Below are 19,207 nucleotides of genomic sequence, written 5' to 3'. Positions count from 1 at the left end.
TGATTCATATATCTCCACCCTTATTATTTCGCAAAATTAGCGAATATACAATAGGTTGAACGTATGAATATGAATGTAGTTATTATAATGAAACTGTTTCGTTTAATCAATTTTTCTGTAACCTTTCAAAAATGTAAGGTTTTTGTCATTTGAATCGATGGAAGATATTTCTTCGCTTTATTATGATAGCGATATAGTTATTGAAAGAGCGGAGGTACAATATGAATATTAGAGAATTAGCGTTTCGTAATGTAACGCGAAATAGACGAACGTATTCAGCTTATTTTTTGAGTAGTACATTTGCAATTATGGCCTTTTTTGTTTACTCATTTTTTGCTTTTCATCCTGCATTAAGCGCAGGCCAATTAGGTCAATATGTATTTGTAAGTATGTCTGTTGCACAGGCCATTATTTATCTTTTTACGTTTTTCTTTATTTTGTATTCAATGGGAATGTTTTTAAAAACAAGAAAGCGTGAATTAGGGATTTTAATGATGCTAGGTATGACGAAATTTCAATTAAAGCGTCTTATCTTTTTTGAAAATGTTATGATCGGTATCGCTGCAATTATTACAGGTATCATTTGTGGCATGCTGTTTTCGGGTATATTGATTTTGGTAGCGCCATTATTATTAAAGTTAGATCTATCTTTATCATACTATGTACCAACAACAGCAATCGGTGTAACAAGCATTATGTTTTTCATATTATTTATTATCATTTCTTTCTTTAGTGCAGGGATGATTCGTAAAAATCAAATCATGAAATTGTTTAGAGGCTCAGTAAAAGCAAAGCCTGAACCAAAAGCTTCAATTATTTCTTCGTTCTTAGCTATAGTATTGCTTGGAGTGGGATATATAGGTGCTTTAACTTCGCATGGTGTAATGGTTTTTATTATGTTGATTCCCGTAACGACAGTTGTCATTATTGGTACATATTTACTGTATAAGCAGCTCAGTGTATTTATTATTCGAGCATGTAAAAAGAGTAAACGGTTGTATTGGACGAGAACGAATATTATTACTCTTTCAGATTTAGCGTATCGAATGAGGGATAATGCAAGGATGTTCTTTATTGTAACGATTATTTCGACCGTTGCTTTTTCAGCTATAGGTACGTTAGTTGGTTTTGCTTCCATGACAAAAGGAGTGATGGATCAACCGATTGCATTTCATTATCACTCTGCACAGGAGAATGGAAACGAATTACAGCATGTACAAGCCATTGGGCAAACATTGAAGAAACATAAGATATCTGCTGAAAAAATAGATATTGTATCAAAGAAAACTGAAAATAAACCACTAAGAGATGCGACATTTGTAAGAGAATCTGATTATAAAAAGTATGCAAAGTTAACGGGGGAGCCAGTTGATTTATTAACTGAAAATGCAGTACTATTTCTATCGATAGAAATACCAGGTCCACCGAAAAAAGAGAGAACAACAATTGAATTACCGAATGATAACAAATCGTTGCAGGTAAAAAAAGTTAACACATCTTCTCTTGGTAAAGTACTTACTGGAAATATCTATGTAGTTTCAGAAACTCAATATAATCTACTACAAGATGGATTCAAAGAAGTAAAAGATTACATGTATAAAACAAAGGAAACAAAAAATGAAATTGAAGCTGGAAAAGAACTCACAAACCAAATAAAACCTTATCAAGAACATTCAAGGTTTAGTGCGGCAGAATATGATCAAAATCAGGCTTTACAATTTGCTGGACCTGTTTTATTTGTAGGATTCTTTATCGGAATTGTATTCTTTGTTTGTGCAGGTAGCTTTCTATACTTCCGCCTATTCTCTGACTTAGAAGATGATTATCGTTTATTTGATTCTATTCGAAAAGTAGGATTAACAAGTGGTGAGTTAGCAAAAGTAGTAACCATTCGATTAGCGTTATTATTCTTTGTTCCGATTGGTGTTGCAACGTTACACGGTGCAGTTGCATTAACAACTTTGGGACAAATGTTTGAGTATTCGCTGTTAAAAGAGAATGCAATTGTATTAAGTATATTTGTAGGAATTCAAATTGTATATTTCATTTTGATACGATCTCGTTATTTAAAGCAATTGAAGGAAAGATTGCGGATGAGTTAACATATAGTAGTTCATAAAATTCCCCTAACACATGAGGTTAGGGGAATTTTTATTATATAAATAAAAACTTGGATATTTTTAAGAGTTTACATGTAATTTTTTAATAATTGCATATACAAATAATGATTTGTAGTTTTTGTGAACAGTCTTGTTTTTCACATATATTTGTCCTACACTTTATTTGTTTGTAAGAAGGCAATATACATATAGTGTAAAGTTATTAATTAATTTTATTAAATGTTAATAATGTGTAAGGAGGGTTTGTATGTTGAAATGGTTACAGAGCACAATAGACTTTGCGAGTAGTAAAAAAGGTGCGAAAATCATTGTTGTATCTTGGATTATTATTATGCTTGTACTAACAGGAGTCTCCAAACCAGCAAAGAAATACGCAAATAATGTAAGTGGTGATGGCATTCCGGAAAGCGCAGCATCCTTGCAAGCTGAAAAACAAGTAGAAAAGTATTTTCCAAATGATGAAGGATTACCGGCTATTATTGTATTTGATCAAAAAGAGGAAATGAAGGAAGAACAGTTACATAGTATTCAAGGAATGGCTGAGAAACTAGAAGGTAAGAAAATCAAACATGTTGAGAAAATTGTTCCAATCAGTGAAATGCCAGTCCAAATGTTAAAGGGCTTTTTATCTGAAGATAAAACAAGTTTTATTTTACCTGTAACAATGACAAGTAATTTAGAAGTAGAAGAGATTCATAATACGGTAAAGCAAATGAAAAAGGAATTAAAACAGGAATTACCTTCTAATATGGAGGCAAAAATAACTGGTCCAGCAGGGATTGCTGCGGATACGTTAGAAATTTTTAAAAATGCTGATGTAGTACTTCTATTATCAACAATTGGGTTGATTTTTGTATTATTAATTATGATTTATCGTTCGCCACTATTAGCAGTTATTCCACTCATAGCGGCAATTATTGTGTACCAAGTAATCGACCGAACCCTTGGTTTATTTGGTGAATTTGGCCTCGAAATAAAATCACAATCCTTGTCGATTATGTCAATCTTATTATTTGCGGCGTTAACGGATTATGCTTTATTTATTTTTGCAAGGTACAAGGAAGAGTTGCAAAAGCGTGAAGATAAATATGAAAGTATGAAGCAAGCGATGAGAAGGGTAGGCGAACCGATTTTCTTTAGTGGGAGTACTGTGCTTGCTTCGATGTTAATGCTGTTTTTCGCAGTATATAATGGTTATCGAAACTTCGCCCCGCTATTTTCTATTGCGCTTGTTGTCATTATTCTAGGTGGAATTACATTACTACCTGCCCTCTTTACGTTGTTTGGTAGAAAAGCATTCTGGCCGTTTATTCCAAAGGTTGGGCAGCAAAAAGAAAAACACGTGATATGGAAAAAGGTGAGTCATGCCGTAGTAAGTAGACCATATATTATTGGAGGAGCGGTTGCTGTATTTCTAATTGTATGCTCAATGAATATTTTTCAAATTAAGTATTCATTCAATCTATTAAAGTCTTTCCCGGACAATTTAGAATCCAGACAAGGATATGAATTAATTGAAAAGAAATACTCTCCTGGTCAATTGGCACCAATTACAGTTGTAGTAAATAAAGAGGGAAAATTATCAAATGAAGAAATCGTACAGTTTGTAGAAAAGCTAGACAAACAAAAAGGTGTAGAAGGGTTGAATCCTTCTATTGAAACGATTAAAAAGAACACAAGTCAATTATTGTCTGAGGATGGAAAAGCGGCAAAAGTACAATTAATTTTAAAAGATCAACCATACTCATTACAAGCAATGGACACGATTCAATCGCTTCAAAGTAAAGAAAGTGAATTTGTAAAGGATGGTCATGTTTATTTCGCAGGTGAAACAGCAAAGCAAGCGGATCTGCATGACATTAATAATCATGATACAACATTAATCGTTGTGTTAATCTCTATCTTAATTTTTATTTTATTAGGTATTCAAACAAAATCACTCATTGCACCAATTTATATGATTGGAACGATATTGTTATCATATTGTGCGGCATTAGGGCTTAGTATGTTCTTATTCCAGCATTTGTTTGGATATACTGACATGAGTTATCGCATTCCATTATATACATTTGTATTCCTTGTTGCACTTGGGGTTGATTACAATATTATGCTTGTTTCACGCATTAGGGAAGAAGCTACACACCATTCACTACGAACAGCCATTGAAAATGGGTTAACAGCGACAGGAGGCGTCATTTCTTCTGCTGGTATCATATTAGCGGCTACATTTGCTGTATTAACTACTCAGCCCTTATTAGAGCTGTTTATGTTTGGATTTGTAGTTGCACTAGGGGTTATTATCGATACATTTTTTGTACGGACATTACTTGTTCCAGCAATTATGCTTTTATTAAAGAAATGGAGTTTGTGGCCGCAAAAAATGAAGTAATATAGGATTTCAAAAACGTCTTTTTCGTCAGAATATTTGAGGGGAAAGACGTTTTTGTATTGAGAAAAATCTTGAAGCAGGAAAATGGAAGTGAGAAAACGAATGTTATTTATAAATGTAAGCGCATTCAGTGGAGAGGATAATATATTTTTAGGAGGGGTTATAGTGAACAGTAGTACAGCGAATAAACAAAAAGGTATTCAATTAATTCCGTTTACGGTCGATAAAGTAATAGAGCAAGTGAACGAAATCCCACCAGGTGTACAACTGATTCATGCTCCTGGTGCTTGGGAAAAGAGTGCAAAAGGAAAAGACATTGTCGTTGCTGTTTTAGATACAGGTTGTGATATAAATCATGTTGATTTAAAAGATCGAATTATTGGCGGGAGAAATTTTACTGAAGATTATGAAGGGGACCCGAAAATCTATCTTGATAATAATGGTCACGGTACGCATGTTGCAGGAACAATTGCAGCAGCAGAAAATGGGGTAGGGGTACTGGGCGTTGCTCCACTTGCAAAGTTATTAGTGTTAAAAGTATTATCAGGAGATGGTTCAGGAAGCTATCAACAAATTATTGAGGCTATTGATTATGCAGTGCGCTGGAGAGGGCCTAATCAAGAACGGGTACGAATCATTTCTATGTCACTCGGCGGGCCACAAGATGTTCCAGAGTTACATGAAGTCATTCAACATGCGGTGAAACAGGACGTACTCGTTGTATGTGCAGCAGGAAATAATGGAGATTGCAGTGATGAAACAGAGGAATTAGACTTTCCAGGTGCTTATTCAGAAGTAATTGAAGTAGGTGCTGTTAATTTAGAAAGGAAACTTGCTTGTTTTAGTAATTCAAATCAGGAAATTGATTTAGTCGCTCCAGGAGAAGAAATACTTTCTACTTATCCTGAAGGAAAGTATGCGGTATTAAGTGGGACGTCAATGGCAACGCCGCATATTGCGGGAGCATTAGCCCTTCTGATCAAACAATGTGAAAGAGAATATGGAAGAAAGTTATCAGAACCAGAAATCTATGCACAACTCATTAAACGTACTGTACCATTAGGATATGAGCGAACATCTGAAGGAAATGGTTTAATAGATTTATTAAAAGAATAATTGCTATTAAAAAACATCTCATTTAGACTTATCTTAGAGTCATAACGTTTTAGTAAATCAAAATAAAAGGACTGCACATATATGATATGTATAATATGTACGGTCTTTTTTGTTGGTTTGAATGTTGATTTTAAATAAAGTCGCGATGTTTTGAAAAAAGATTGATCAAAACTTGCTCTTAAAATATTCTAACGAATTATTTTTTTATAAATAAGTTTAATCATTTATTGTATTGCTTGTTCAACTACAATACCTGTTAATTGATTAACCTCTAGATAAACCAAGTAGTGACTTTATTTTATATTCACAATTGGTAATATTACACAACTAATCCTGTATCATTCAAACCTAAACATCTTCTTTAATAGTAGGAAAACCTTATGGTCTTATATCATATTCCCATTTATGAGTGCATTCTGTTAATATGTATCCTACTTTTCCTATTAAAAAGCCTAATTTCTCAATTTATTGTAGAGAAATTAGGCTTTTTTCATCACTCCATTAAAGCGCCCTATAGTTTAATGACTTGATTTACTGATTATATCTTCAATCATTCACTTTGAACTATATAGATATAGTTTTTGTTGCAACTGTTTGTTGAAATGCCTTATCATGCTCAACAATAACCATTGTGGAATTAAATTGTTGAATAAGCTCTTCAATCTGCATACGCGAATAAATATCAATAAAATTTAATGGTTCATCCCATATATATAAATGAGCTTTTTCACATAAACTTTTAGCAATAAGCAGCTTTTTCTTTTGTCCACCAGAATAATAAGATATATCTTTCTCAAATTGAATTCGGTCAAAATCCATCTTACGTAGGATGGATTTAAATAACGTCTCATCAATCTCGTGTTCTTCAATAAAGTCCGATAACGATCCCTTCAAATGAGAAGTATCTTGTTGGACATAGGAAATGATGAGTCCTGAACCTAAATTAACTGAGCCTGTATGCTGTATTGGATGTCCTAGAAGTAGTTTTAGGATACTACTTTTCCCGCTTCCATTCTTTCCATCAAGTACAAATCGGTCCCCTTGTTCAACTATGAAGCTAATTGGTTCATTTACTATTTGGTCATCATACTTAACAGACACATCAGTCAAAACAACCAATTCATTTGACTGAAATTTCAATTGTTCTAATTTTAACGACTCAGTTTTCTCCACATTTTTTAGTAATTTTGACTTTTCTTCAATTGCTTTTTGTTGCCTTGATTCAAGGCTCTTCGCTCTCTTCATCATCTTGGCCGCTTTATGTCCTACAAAACCCTTATCTAACTTAGATCCTGAATTCCTTGTTCCATTTTTGGAAGCTTCCACTTGATGAGACCAACCTGCTGAACGCTTTGAAGACTGTTTTAATCTCCCTATGTCTTTTTGAAGACGCTCATTTGTAGCCTCTTCGTGTTCCTGCTGTCTATCAAAATTTAACTTCCAAGAAGAATAGTTACCACTTTGAACTTCAATATTTGCTCTATTTATAGATAAGATATGGTCAACGCATCCATCTAAAAAGATTCTGTCATGTGAAATCAAAATAAACCCTTTTTTCTTCCTTAGATAATTAGAGACCATCTTTCGTGCATCAGTGTCTAGATGATTTGTTGGCTCATCAATTAATAGAAATTGACCCTCATTCAAAAACAGTGCAGCAAGCAACACCTTTGTTTGTTCTCCATTTGATAATGTTTTAAATGGTCGATACATGGCCTCGGCATCAACATTTAAATAGGATATTTCACGCAGAAATTCCCAATCTTCTGCTTGGGGACAAATTTCTTCAAGGATTTCATGAGTGAACTTGTTCTTATCCGAAACTGGGTAAGGGAAATAATTAAATTCTACCGAAGAAGTGATTTTCCCACTATACTCATAATTACCTAATAATAAATTAAAGAATGTCGTTTTACCTCGTCCGTTTCTACCAATAAACCCTAGTTTCCAATCCGTATCTATTTGAAAGTTTACACCTTCAAAAATATTATCAAAGCTACCTGGGTATGAAAAAGTTAAGTCTTGAACTTTTATCATTGACATAATAATTCCTCCTTTATATATCAACACTTTTCATATAAAGTCGGAATATCCATCAATTTTTTAATTCCTCCATATAAGTTTGATGGATATTAACGACTTATATAGAGCATTACATGTGTAACAATAGTGTCTGAATTACTCATTTTTTTCTCTCCTTTATTTGTAAGGTTACAGTTACGGATTAATAAATATCAACTTACCTATAAGAGAATAAAAAATCCTCCCAATTTGTAATCGGAAGGATTAGTAGTTCACTTATACTTAATAAGTCCTTATTAATCATTGGAATCATGACAAATAAAGTATGAACTGATTTGTGAAAAATGGATAGACTAACCCTATATTTTGTAGTTTGAAGTTATTAATTTCAAATTAAAATATCGATTAGTTAATCATTATTCATCCATCAGTCCTCTCATAATTCTATTTTTAGAGTAACATTCTTTTTTATGGAATGCAATATCACAATCATCTTTACCTCAAATTACTGTTAACTACTTCTTTAGAATCAACAATGTATATTCCTTCTTTCTTTATACTTCCCCTCCATAAAAAAATCCTCCCCTTAGATAAACAGATTTTATTTTTTATCACAGGAATTTTATTTGTACTAATGATGAGTCATTTGCAAAAGATATCTAGCACAGCTAGAGGAACAGGGGCAGCGTTAGCAAACTCTTCTATGTATATTGGACAAACAATTGGAGCGGCAGTAGGGGGAATGCTATTTGCATCGTTCCATAATTTTATATCAATTGGCTATTTTACGGCTGCTTTATATGTTTTTTCATTACTAGTGTTTAGAAAAAGTGATCGATACATAAAGAAAGAAGTAGGAGAAAAACAGAGGGCTGTTTCTTAAAGGGAAACCATAAAAATATTATGTGAACAAAAGGGTGAAAAGCACTGTTTTAGGCACATTACTAAAACAGTGCTTTTCGTTTAGATTGAACAGTTGCAGCATTTTCATCTTCGATTCCTGCTTCTTCAATAATTCGTTTTTGGGCTTTATCCAATAGGTGATTGACTGCCTCACCAAAATAGTTAGCTTCGCGCTTTGTGCGGGCTGCTCGTAAACATTTATAGTTTTCTATCAGTTCCTCTTTTTCAGAGTCTGTTAAGAAATCTTCTATTTTCTTTTTTGGCATACGAAACACCCTTTCTTCTGACAGACGACGCAATTCAGAAATATTTATTCCTCATTATAACAGTAATTTTTAAATGAAGTATAGATTAACGCCGTAATAATTTGTCAATTTCTTGAATTTTTTCATCGACTTTACTAATCTGTGTGTTTTTGGCCTGTTCACCGCCGAGGGCTTGATGAAGTAAGAATGTTTGCCCTGAAATGGCAGTGACAATGGACACTTTAATAATTTCTTTTATAGTAATCACATCAAATAAGACGAGTCCCAGAAGTGCAGCAAGACTACCAGTCAAAATATCAGTGAAAAACCCAAGATGAAAAAATGTTTTTAAACGGCGTGGAAGCAATAACTTGCCTTGGTTATTGATAAGATGGGAAACGAAACCAGTCATGCCACCAATGAGAACAGCAGTTAGCCATTGATACATCTCCATCAAATCCACTCCTTTTAGTGAATAAGATTCGTTTTTTACATCCGTATTCCTTTTTAAATTTTATATAAGTATATTGAGAAAATTTGGTTTGGCTACATGCTCGTTCATTTTTATTATAACAGAAAATTCTGGTATATTTCAGTCTATTATGTGACGTTCTTTTTCATTATCATAAAATCTAGAAAAGGAGGGCGGAAAAATGAAAATAGATTACCGAATACGAAGTATGGAGAATTATACGCCAAATGTAGGACAACTTGTTAGTATGCTTGAGCATGCGAGAGCGGTTACATTGTATGAGATAAAAGATTTAACAGTAGAAAATTTAGATTTTATCTTGGTCGATGGTGGAAATTCTATCGGCGCATTGCTAAAACATATTGCCGCAATAGAAAAAGTTCATCAGCTCATTTCTTTCCAGAACCGAGATTTTACAAAAGAGGAGTTGAAGGGATGGAATGACGCTCTTTTTTTAGGAGAAGCGGGAGAAGAATTCGTGGGCATGAGGTGCAATACTACGTACAACTTTTTAATAAAGTTCGAGAAGAATCGCTGCGATATTTAAAAGAAAAAGATGATGCTTGGTTAATGTCAGAAGGTCGATGGGATAACGGGGGCATATATAATCAGTACTATTTGTGGTTCCATGTACTAGAAGATGAAATCAGCCATCGCGGACAAATAAGGACGATAAAAAAGTGTATATCTGAAAATTCGGTTAAATAAAGTAGCTTTTCAAAATAATATTACATATAATGAGATTAACTAAACTAAGAACGGAGTGATGTATTATGGCGATGATTTATATGGATGTTAAAGTAAATACAAAGGTGGACGGAAAGAGCGAGACTTTGTAAAGAATCGCGTCATCCTTCCACTGATCTCAAAATAGGGAGGATATAGATTTGAAGCAAAATTGTTTAGAAACATTCGGATGGGATTCTTTTTTTGAGGATCAATCTTTAGAAAAGTATGAAATAGGTCGAATTTTACTTGAACATAAGCACATGTACCGTATTATTTGTGATGATGGCGAATATATGGCAGAGTTATCTGGAAAGTTTCGTCATGAAGCATTAGATAAAGGTGATTATCCAGCAGTTGGTGATTGGGTGCATATAAAGAAAATAAAAGAAGAAAGCAAGGCAATTATTCATAGTGTTTTTCAAAGAAAAAGTTCCTTTTCTAGGCAAGCAGCTGGCGAAAGAACGGTTGAACAGATTGTGGCAGCAAATGTTGATTATCTATTTTTAGTAAATGCGCTTAATCATGATTTTAATGTAAGAAGAATTGAACGTTATTTATTATTAGCTTATGAAAGTGGATCAATGCCTGTTATTGTTTTGACGAAATGTGACTTGTGTGAAGATGTGGAGCAAAAGATATTGGAAACAGAGGCAATAGCTATTGGTGTTCCAATCTTTGCAGTGGATAGTTTACAGCAAGCGGGAATTGAGTCCTTACAACAATTTGTCGCTTCTGGCAAAACGATTGCTCTTGTTGGTTCTTCAGGCGCCGGGAAATCTACTTTGCTAAATGCATTAATGGGAAGTGAAGTTGCGAAAACAGGTGGTATTCGCGAAGAGGATAGTAAAGGACGACATACTACGACACATCGTGAGTTGTTTCAATTACCAAGTGGTGGTTTAGTAATTGATACGCCAGGAATGCGAGAACTTCAACTATGGGAGGGAAGCGAAGCGATTCATGCGACGTTTTCTGATATTGAAAAATTTGCAGAAAAGTGCCGTTTTCGTGATTGCCAGCATGAAAATGAGCCTGGGTGTGCAGTTCGCACCGCTATTGATGAGGGGGTTTTAGAAGCAAACCGTTTGCAGAATTATAAAAAATTGCAAAGGGAAATTGCATACGCAATGAGAAAACAAGATCTAGCGCTTGCTCGTGCTGAGCGGGAGAAGTGGAAAAAAATAGCGAAGCAGAATCGGAGAAAGTAGAATAGAATGAGAAGCCAAAAGCTAATAGAATGCTTTTGGTTTTTTGTCATTTATTCTATAAAAATAGACAGTTATAGTCGAAAAATAAAGGAATTTGTTATAAGTATGTATAATTATTGAAAAGTAGACTATTTATAAAGGAGAAGAGTATGGGAGTGTATTGGGGAACGAAAAGACATTCTTGGCTTAGCTATGCCTCATTTTGGTTAAGTATTTCATTTTTTCTTATCTTTTTGATTGAGGTGTTTGTACTTAAAACACTTTTAAATAGTTCGAGTGGTGCAATGCAAATTATTAAATATTTTTATTTCATATTTGTACCATTAAATATCGTGATTAGTTTAAGACTATTGTTTAAAAAGAATGAAAAGAAAACATTACCGATTTTTAGCTTTATTGTATCGGTACTATTCGCCAGCTTGATAGTGGTATTAGCTTTAGTTGCTATAGGGAAAGTATTTTGATGAAAAACAGGAATGATAAATGTCATTCCTGTTTTTTCATGATTTATATACAGTAAAACTTTAATCAGTGAGGTTTTTCTTCTCCCCACTGATTATCAGCCTTCACCAATCGGGCTTTTACTGGTAGTTCATCCTCAACCTAATTTCTTAGCTTTCGCTGAATTTTGAGGTGGGAGTGTTACTGCCAGCAAATAGCGGGATAAAAGTAGTGTAGTATAATAGGCAGAAGAATATAGCAAGTCAATTGATGTATGGTACAATAAGCTTGATAGTGATAGAGAAAAAGGGTATATAAAATACTCATCGTTTTTTAGTAAGAGAGGGGTTATCTTATGCTATACGAGGATTTAATGTCATTATTTCAAGCTGCTCCAATGGAAGATGGAAAAAATGGCTGGAAATATGTAATCCAAGAAGAAGATGGTAAGTACTCAATTGTTAATAGTGTATCAACAGAACATATGAGTGTAGAATTGTTTTTTAATGAATATGATGAGTTGCGAATTACTTTATATAAAGAGGGTCAGCCGATTACAACTATACAACGAATAGTAATCTTAAAAACCGAGTTAGAAGAGGATGGAGAAGGTATTCAGTTTGTTTTAGAGCGTATGCCAAGCCGAATGATTCGGTTACAATTAAAGCCATTCCTCGCAGTAGAAATGGCTTTGTATTGGGAAGTTTGTGAAGATTGTGAGTAAAAAAGCATCCGTACATAACGGATGCTTTTTTACTATGTTTTCTCTAGCTGTTTATATGCGATAATTGGAAGAAGGATGATGCTAACCCATCCGATTATTGGATACAAGATGTGAAGAAGTTCACTGTAACCAATATAGCTAAAACAATAACTAATTAGTAAAATAAAATAAATAATATTGTTGTTTTTCCAGCCAGTGATAGATTGCATTTGTTTTGTCATCCCAAATACATTTCCAACTAATGTTGTAAACACTTCTCCAAAAATAATCAGGACAAAGAAGAAATGGAAAGTAGCATTAAATCTTCTTACTACTTCAGCCATAGGAATATTATATTGATAAAATTGGTCAACAGATAAAATGGCTAAATGACTACATAATAGAATAAAGCATAGTCCAGCTCCTCCTAAAATTCCGCCCCATAGAATCGCTTTTCGATCTTTTACTTCACTTGCTAACGGTACTAGAACACTTTGGGCGAGAGAAAGATTTAAGGCGACATATGTAAGTGGACTTGTTATCCATTTCATGTTCCAACTTTCTATAGGAATAGTGTTAAAGATAGGTATTGTGCCATGAATAAAAGTTGTAATAGCAAGTCCGATAATGAAAATCATCATAATTGGTACTACAAGTGTATTTACTTCAAATACACCTTGTAATCCACGACTACCAATAATGATACATGCGATAACTGTAATGAAAATACCGAGTTGTCGTGGTAGCCGAAGTTGTTCTTCGAATACAGCACCAGCGCCTGATAGCATAACACTTGTCACACCAAAAAGTACGAGTAATAACAAAGTGTTTACCACATTTCCAAATACATCACCAAATAAATATCTGTTAAATTCCTGAGCGGAAAATGCACCGATTTGTGAAGAAAGCAACATCATTTTCGTTCCTAACCAAATGAAAAAAAATCCACTTACGCATATTCCAATTGTTCCGTATAATCCGTTAATCGTAAAAAACTCAACAATCTCTCGCCCAGTTGCAAATCCAGCTCCGACGACAGTCCCAATATAAGTAGCAGCAACTTTTTTAGCTACTTGCCATTGCTGATTATCCATGTAATCCCTCTTTCTACTATGATGAGCTTGACCTATTATTATGTATATGTGTGAGCTTGGACAATTAGACATATGAAGTGCAAGAAAGGGTACATGGATTTCTCGACATTTAGGAATGATTAAAGTTGTTAAAACTTTGTTACATATAAGCGGATGATTTGGACGAGTAGGGAATTTATGGTACAATAAGAATGTATTATTAAAAGAGAATAATTATAAAAAGAAAGAGGAGTGGATTGAATGAGTACGAAAACAAATGTTGTTGAAGTATTAAACAAGCAGGTAGCAAACTGGAATGTGTTATATGTAAAAATTCATAACTATCACTGGTATGTGACAGGCCCACACTTCTTTACATTACATGAAAAATTTGAAGAATTTTATAATGAAGCAGCAACATATATTGATGAATTAGCAGAACGTATTTTAGCGTTAGAAGGAAAACCACTAGCAACAATGAAAGAGTATTTAGAAACATCTACTGTACATGAAGGAACAAGTAAAGAATCAGCTGAAGAAATGGTGAAAACATTAGTAAATGATTTCTCAGCAATCATTCAAGAATTAAAAGAAGGTATGGAAGTAGCGGATGAGGCTGAAGATGAAACATCAGCAGATATGCTATTAGCTATTCATACAACATTAGAACAACATGTTTGGATGTTGAGTGCCTTCTTAAAATAAGACATCAAAACCTATTGAAAATTCTTTCAATAGGTTTTTTTATGATTTTTCAGCTTTCTTTCTATGGTATAATATAGTAAAAAAGGAGGCGATGCAATGTTTCGCTTTTTCAAAAGTGGAAAAGAGGAGAGGTCAATTACGAAAGACGAATTAGAGCAAGCAATGGCTAAATTTCTGGAAACAAATGCAAATATTGTTTATACAGTATTAGTCAATGAGGATTATACAGTGAATTATGACTTGTTAAAACCGTATTTACCAGCATTTCCTACAAATACGTTCATTATAACGAAGGAAACGCTCGAGGTATTTGAACATACAGAAGAAAATCTAAAACTCGTAAAAGAGATTGATCTTGTGCAAAGAGCAGTAGACCAATATGTTACAGAAAAAGAAATGTTTCCTATTGTAGAAGATGATGAGGATCGTCTTATATGTGGAATGAAACTAGCGCCGTATTTAGATCGTATATTAAAGCGAAAATTATATATTTCAGAGAAGCATTATTTAGTTTCAAGCCAGCCAGATAAAAGTAAAAAAAGTATTGTTTAACATGAAAACAACAATTATATATTGTTGTTTTTTTGGTGAAAAGAAATGTGAAAGTATAGTATAGTTCAATTTATAGATTGACTTTTCTGTCAATTTAGCATTTAATTGTATGTAAGAGATAGAAAGGAGTGATGTATTATGAAAAATTGTAAGTCAGTTAGCAAACGTCATCCTAAGAGTAGGAGGAGTTACTGTTAATCTGATATTCAAAATTTGACAGTATGTTTACCGGAACCTTAGGATGACTGAAACCGTGTTAGAGAAGTATATATTCCTAAAAAGGTTACGGGAGGTAAGTGTGGATGAGTAAGATTACTTATATTGGTTTGTTAAATGAGACATTAGAATGTTATGCAAAGGATGGTAGTTTAGAAGCATACCATTATATTACCAAAAATGCTGATAAGATAACTGGTAATAAAGCTCAAATATATAATTTTAAATATGCATTAGCAAGCGCATCTGGGCTTGAGAAAGAAGCTTTACATATAATGAAAGAAGCGATTGTAGAAAATGAGTTTTGGTATGGGTATGAGTATTTAATTACAGATGCCGATTTGAACCCTCTTCATAGATATGAAGAATTTCATCAGATGATTCAGTTATGTAAAGAAAGAGAAGAAGTAGCAAAGAAATCTGAACAATTTGATTTGAAAGTTGTACAAGGAAATAGCGGTATTCATAACAATCTACTTATTGCATTGCATGGTGATCAAGAAAATATAAAGATAGCAGAACCATATTGGCAATCGGTTGTGTCTCAAGGGTATTTATTAGCATTACCGCAGTCTTCTCAAATTCAATTTTCAGAAGGATACGTATGGGATGATATAGAAAAGGGATCTCGTGAGTTAAAGGAGCACTATGAAAGTATTGTAGCTAGTAATCATGGTGAGGTAGAGCATGTAATTATTGGAGGGTTTTCCGCTGGAGCAAGAGTTGCGTTACATGCAATCTTAAACGAACATATTATTGTAAAAGGCTTTGTTTTTGTAGCGCCATGGATTCCTGAGATTGAAGAGTGGGAAGACTTGCTGGATAAATTGAAAGATAAAGGTATTAAGGGATATATTATTTGTGGAGATCAGGATGAAGATTGCTTTGCATGTACACAGAAGTTTGTGAAACGATTGGAAACAAAAAATATAAATCATGAGTATAAGGTTATTTCTAACTTAAATCACGATTACCCTGAGAATTTTGAAGAAATCTTACAAGAAGCAGTTAAATATATTGAGGGTACAGATTTATAAAAAACTTAGGCCAAAAAAAGTGCATCACTTTATGTGACGCACTTTTTTTGTATATTATAAATGAAAAGCTTCTGCTAATAAACGATACGATTTTAATTTATCCTCAAATTGATGGGTGATGGTTACAATCATAAATTCCTCAGTATTGTAAGCCTTACTCAAGTTTAAGATTTGTTCTTTGACGTAACGTTGATCACCTACAATCATACGTTGCCGATTTTCTTTAATGCGGAACAAATCATAGGCACTATAAGGATAGTTTTGTGCTGTTTCAATGGAAGGAGTACCAGTTGTGCGTTTTCCTTGTTCTAATAATAGAATTGATAAATCTAGACTAGACGCAATTTTCTCAGCTCCTTCAGTCGTTTCTCCACAAACAACAAAAATAGAAACAATTGATTTTGGTTTGTCTCCTAAGAAAGATGGCTGGAATTGTTCTTGATAAGCTTTCATCACTTCAGGACCACCATAGCCGTTGATAAACTGAGCAAAGACAAAAGAAGCCCCTTGTTTTGCTGCAATCATGGCACTTTCTCCACTGGATCCAAGCATCCATATTTCAGGTGCAGTAGGAATGACAGGCGAAGCTTTTAGGTTTGCATATTGATGATTTTCAGGTGCGTTGTCATGTAAGTACATGGCTACATCCTGAATTTGTTCTGGATATTGGTCGAGTGAAATCATTTTTCCTTCTTGCAGCGCGCGAGTTGCGATGGGCATACCACCTGGTGCTCTACCAACTCCAAGATCGATTCGATTTGGATAAAGCGCTTCTAATACACGGAAATTTTCAGCGACTTTATATGAGCTATAGTGTGGAAGCATAACGCCACCGGACCCCACACGGATGCGATTTGTTTTCGCTGCAATATGAGATATGAGCACTTCAGGACTTGAACCAGCTAAACTGACAGAATTATGATGTTCAGACACCCAAAAGCGAGTAAATCCTAGTTTTTCCACTTCTTGAGCAAGTGTTACTGTATTGGAAAAAGCTGCAGTTGCTGTACTGCCATCGGAAATAGGGGATTGATCTAATACACTTAGTTTAATCATAGAATATACCTCTCTATCTTAATGTACATTCTATTATATATTTACTTACGAAAAATGCGTAAAGAAATGCTCACATGAACAAGTGAATGCTTTCACATCCGCTTGTTATGAGAAATTCCACGTTCATAATGATTCATTTCCACTAATGTTAAAATATATTCGTAGTTATCGATTTCCATCTTAATTTGATTACGATCATCTTCACCTAAATTTACATCCAATAATTTTTTGCATAGTAGTTGTTTTTTCAATTCTAAATGTTTTTTTGTTTCAGGATAGTCGTAAGTACGTTTCATATTTATCAATCCCTTCCTTACATTTCCTATCTATATCCTCATTATATGATAAGAAAGGGATGATGAGAGCAAATCTCTGTGAATTATTAGTGAATATTCAGAAAAAAATGTGTTGTTCTACTATACTCATGAATACAATTCAGAGAATCACTGTTTTGTATTTTCAAAGTAAGGGGTGGAATGATGCGAGTGCATACACAATCCCATGTCACAACTGATGAAATGGTGGGAATTATTGATAAGGGATTACCGAAAACAGTAGAGCCAAAACAAATCATTGTAATTGGTGCTGGAATGGCTGGTTTAGTATCAGCATCCTTACTTAAAAGCGCAGGACATCATGTGAAAATTTTAGAAGCGAATAACCGTATAGGAGGCCGAATTGAGACTATTAGAATGGAAGACACAGGATTATATTTAGATGTTGGAGCAATGCGCATTCCATATATACATACATTAACGATGGCTTATATAAGAAAGTTTGGGCTACAAGTGACCCCCTTTATTAATCGAAATGAGACGGATATTATTTATGTGAATGGTAGAAAAACGACATTACAACAATACGAGAAAAATCCAAGTATTTTAAGATATCCAGTAGTGATGAATGAAGAAGGAAAAACATCTGAAGAATTATTATTGTTAGCAGTGCAGCCAATTATTGATTTCATTAAAAGAAATCCAGATAAAAATTGGGGGATTGTTGAAAAAGACTTTGGGAAGTATTCAACAGCGCAGTTTTTAAAATATCATCCTTATCAATATAATACGTATTTTTCACCAGTAGCAATTGAAATGATTGGTGTACTTTTAGATTTAGAAGGATTTTTAGAAAGATCATTTGTTGAAACGTTACGTTTTATATATATTTTGCAGCAAGAAAGTGGTTTTTGTGAAATTAGTGGGGGCAATGATAAATTACCAAAATCTTTTTTGCCTCAGTTAGAGAGAGATATTATTTATAATCAAAAATTAATGAAGATTCATCAATATGATAAAGGTGTGACAGCATATTGCAGACATGAAGAGACCTTTGAATATAGCAGCATAACAGGTGATTTAGTTATTATTACAATTCCATTTTCCACAATGCGCTTTGTGGAAATTGATCCTTTCGATTCTGTATCACATGAAAAATGGAGAGCTATTCGCGAATTACATTATATGGCTGCTACTAAAATAGGAATTCAGTTTAAAAGTCGCTTTTGGGAAGAACAGGGTCAATTAGGAGGAAGGATTATAACGGATTTACCAATCCGTTATGCATATTATCCGAGTCATGGTATTGGTTCAAAGGGACCTGCTATTATGCTTGGAAGTTATACATGGTCTTATGATGCATTATTATGGGATGGATTATCGAAAGGTGATCGTATTTATTATACATTACATAACTTGGCGACTATATTAGGTGGTCAAGTGTATGATGAATTTGTGTCAGGAGTATCCAAAAGTTGGACATTAGATCCGTATGCGTTAGGAGGGTTTGCTATTTTTCAAGCTGGTCAAGAAGCAGAATTGCAACCGGAAATTGTAAAACCTGAAGGGAAAATTTATTTTGCTGGGGATCATACAACACTTAATCATGGATGGATACAAGGAGCGATTGAGTCTGGAATACGTACAGCGGTAGAGGTGAATCAATTGATTGTATGAGTATTAATAGTAAGGGGAAGGAAAGTGTCGTGACGAATATAACTAGAGATAGGTATGTATGAATTTGGTTTGAAAATAAGTGAAGTTCAGAAAAGTTATTTATTACATAAGTCGCTGCTACGGAGAAAAAAGTGACTTGCACTCGTTTTCTCTCTTTGTTTTCACTGGGCATGGGGCAGGAAAAGGATCTGACCGCTTCTATGCATGGTCGGATGCTCTCTTCCATCTGAAAAAGAAAGATTTTATGCCGTTTTTAAAATTTGTATTT

16 protein-coding genes and 2 pseudogenes are annotated in these 19,207 nt (G+C 33.9%); 12 read left to right on the top strand and 6 right to left on the bottom strand.

Features of this window, described 5'->3' with window-relative positions:
* Positions 1 to 221: 221 nt before the first annotated feature.
* The 3 genes from ACM6HU_RS19560 to ACM6HU_RS19550 all read left to right on the top strand — a co-directional run bounded on the left by ACM6HU_RS19560 (position 222) and on the right by ACM6HU_RS19550 (position 5,625).
* Positions 222 to 2,102, top strand: a complete 1,881-nt coding sequence (locus ACM6HU_RS19560; RefSeq protein WP_016114555.1) for an FtsX-like permease family protein — start codon at positions 222 to 224, stop codon at positions 2,100 to 2,102.
* Between the two features lie 265 nt (positions 2,103 to 2,367).
* Positions 2,368 to 4,509 (top strand): MMPL family transporter, encoded by a 2,142-nt coding sequence (locus tag ACM6HU_RS19555; RefSeq protein WP_414848397.1) that lies wholly within the window; start codon positions 2,368 to 2,370, stop codon positions 4,507 to 4,509.
* A 165-nt stretch (positions 4,510 to 4,674) separates the two neighbouring features.
* Positions 4,675 to 5,625, top strand: a complete 951-nt coding sequence (locus ACM6HU_RS19550; RefSeq protein WP_033671119.1) for a S8 family peptidase — start codon at positions 4,675 to 4,677, stop codon at positions 5,623 to 5,625.
* A 564-nt stretch (positions 5,626 to 6,189) separates the two neighbouring features.
* Here ACM6HU_RS19550 and ACM6HU_RS19545 read toward each other — a convergent pair.
* Entirely contained in the window at positions 6,190 to 7,668 is a 1,479-nt protein-coding gene (locus ACM6HU_RS19545) for an Lsa family ABC-F type ribosomal protection protein (protein WP_016114558.1), read from the bottom strand.
* A 577-nt stretch (positions 7,669 to 8,245) separates the two neighbouring features.
* Here ACM6HU_RS19545 and ACM6HU_RS19540 point away from each other — a divergent pair.
* Positions 8,246 to 8,530 (top strand): annotated as a pseudogene (locus ACM6HU_RS19540) (MFS transporter); the annotation flags it as partial.
* A gap of 61 nt (positions 8,531 to 8,591) precedes the next feature.
* Here ACM6HU_RS19540 and ACM6HU_RS19535 read toward each other — a convergent pair.
* Together ACM6HU_RS19535 and ACM6HU_RS19530 are read right to left on the bottom strand one after the other, a co-directional pair.
* Entirely contained in the window at positions 8,592 to 8,816 is a 225-nt protein-coding gene (locus ACM6HU_RS19535; protein WP_016114560.1) for a hypothetical protein, read from the bottom strand.
* Between the two features lie 85 nt (positions 8,817 to 8,901).
* Positions 8,902 to 9,249: a DUF4257 domain-containing protein gene (locus ACM6HU_RS19530; RefSeq protein WP_016114561.1), complete on the bottom strand. Its 348-nt coding sequence runs from the start codon at positions 9,247 to 9,249 to the stop codon at positions 8,902 to 8,904.
* Between the two features lie 199 nt (positions 9,250 to 9,448).
* Between ACM6HU_RS19530 and ACM6HU_RS19525 the strand changes: the two are divergent.
* The 4 genes and pseudogenes from ACM6HU_RS19525 (at position 9,449) to ACM6HU_RS19510 (ending at position 12,369) form a co-directional block, all read left to right on the top strand.
* A pseudogene (locus tag ACM6HU_RS19525) lies at positions 9,449 to 9,975 on the top strand (DinB family protein).
* A 179-nt stretch (positions 9,976 to 10,154) separates the two neighbouring features.
* Positions 10,155 to 11,204, top strand: a complete 1,050-nt coding sequence (rsgA, locus tag ACM6HU_RS19520; protein ID WP_016114563.1) for a ribosome small subunit-dependent GTPase A — start codon at positions 10,155 to 10,157, stop codon at positions 11,202 to 11,204.
* A gap of 149 nt (positions 11,205 to 11,353) precedes the next feature.
* The gene (locus ACM6HU_RS19515) at positions 11,354 to 11,668 is read left to right on the top strand and encodes a hypothetical protein (protein ID WP_016114564.1); all 315 of its coding nucleotides are present in this window, start codon (positions 11,354 to 11,356) and stop codon (positions 11,666 to 11,668) included.
* 332 nt (positions 11,669 to 12,000) lie between these two features.
* Positions 12,001 to 12,369 carry a DUF3979 family protein gene (locus tag ACM6HU_RS19510; RefSeq protein ID WP_016114565.1) on the top strand — a complete coding sequence of 123 codons (369 nt, stop codon included), beginning with the start codon at positions 12,001 to 12,003 and terminating at the stop codon, positions 12,367 to 12,369.
* A 32-nt stretch (positions 12,370 to 12,401) separates the two neighbouring features.
* Here the strand turns inward: ACM6HU_RS19510 and ACM6HU_RS19505 are convergent, their stop codons facing one another.
* The gene (locus tag ACM6HU_RS19505) at positions 12,402 to 13,442 is read right to left on the bottom strand and encodes a hypothetical protein (protein ID WP_016114566.1); all 1,041 of its coding nucleotides are present in this window, start codon (positions 13,440 to 13,442) and stop codon (positions 12,402 to 12,404) included.
* 240 nt (positions 13,443 to 13,682) lie between these two features.
* On the opposite strand from ACM6HU_RS19505, the gene ACM6HU_RS19500 reads away from it, so the two are divergent.
* The 3 genes from ACM6HU_RS19500 to ACM6HU_RS19490 all read left to right on the top strand — a co-directional run bounded on the left by ACM6HU_RS19500 (position 13,683) and on the right by ACM6HU_RS19490 (position 15,931).
* Complete coding sequence (locus tag ACM6HU_RS19500) at positions 13,683 to 14,126, top strand: Dps family protein (RefSeq protein WP_016114567.1); 444 nt, start codon at positions 13,683 to 13,685, stop codon at positions 14,124 to 14,126.
* 96 nt (positions 14,127 to 14,222) lie between these two features.
* On the top strand, positions 14,223 to 14,678 hold the full coding sequence (locus ACM6HU_RS19495) for a DUF3939 domain-containing protein (RefSeq protein WP_016114568.1): 456 nt from the start codon (positions 14,223 to 14,225) through the stop codon (positions 14,676 to 14,678).
* A gap of 302 nt (positions 14,679 to 14,980) precedes the next feature.
* Positions 14,981 to 15,931: an alpha/beta hydrolase gene (locus ACM6HU_RS19490; protein WP_016114569.1), complete on the top strand. Its 951-nt coding sequence runs from the start codon at positions 14,981 to 14,983 to the stop codon at positions 15,929 to 15,931.
* Between the two features lie 54 nt (positions 15,932 to 15,985).
* Here the strand turns inward: ACM6HU_RS19490 and ACM6HU_RS19485 are convergent, their stop codons facing one another.
* Positions 15,986 to 16,987, bottom strand: a complete 1,002-nt coding sequence (locus tag ACM6HU_RS19485) for an LLM class flavin-dependent oxidoreductase (protein ID WP_016114570.1) — start codon at positions 16,985 to 16,987, stop codon at positions 15,986 to 15,988.
* Between the two features lie 92 nt (positions 16,988 to 17,079).
* A complete protein-coding gene (locus ACM6HU_RS19480; protein WP_016114571.1) occupies positions 17,080 to 17,283 on the bottom strand; it encodes a DUF3896 family protein in 204 nt (67 codons plus the stop codon).
* Between the two features lie 183 nt (positions 17,284 to 17,466).
* Here ACM6HU_RS19480 and ACM6HU_RS19475 point away from each other — a divergent pair, with 183 nt between their 5' ends.
* Positions 17,467 to 18,939, top strand: coding sequence for a flavin monoamine oxidase family protein (locus ACM6HU_RS19475; protein ID WP_033671834.1), 1,473 nt, complete (start codon positions 17,467 to 17,469; stop codon positions 18,937 to 18,939).
* The last annotated feature ends 268 nt before the right edge of the window (positions 18,940 to 19,207 follow it).

This window comes from Bacillus sp. IT-79MI2, assembly GCF_949768135.1.
Taxonomy (GTDB): domain Bacteria; phylum Bacillota; class Bacilli; order Bacillales; family Bacillaceae_G; genus Bacillus_A; species Bacillus_A pseudomycoides.
Note: the sequence above shows the minus strand (reverse complement) of the source record. Positions and strands in the feature narration are given on the sequence as shown.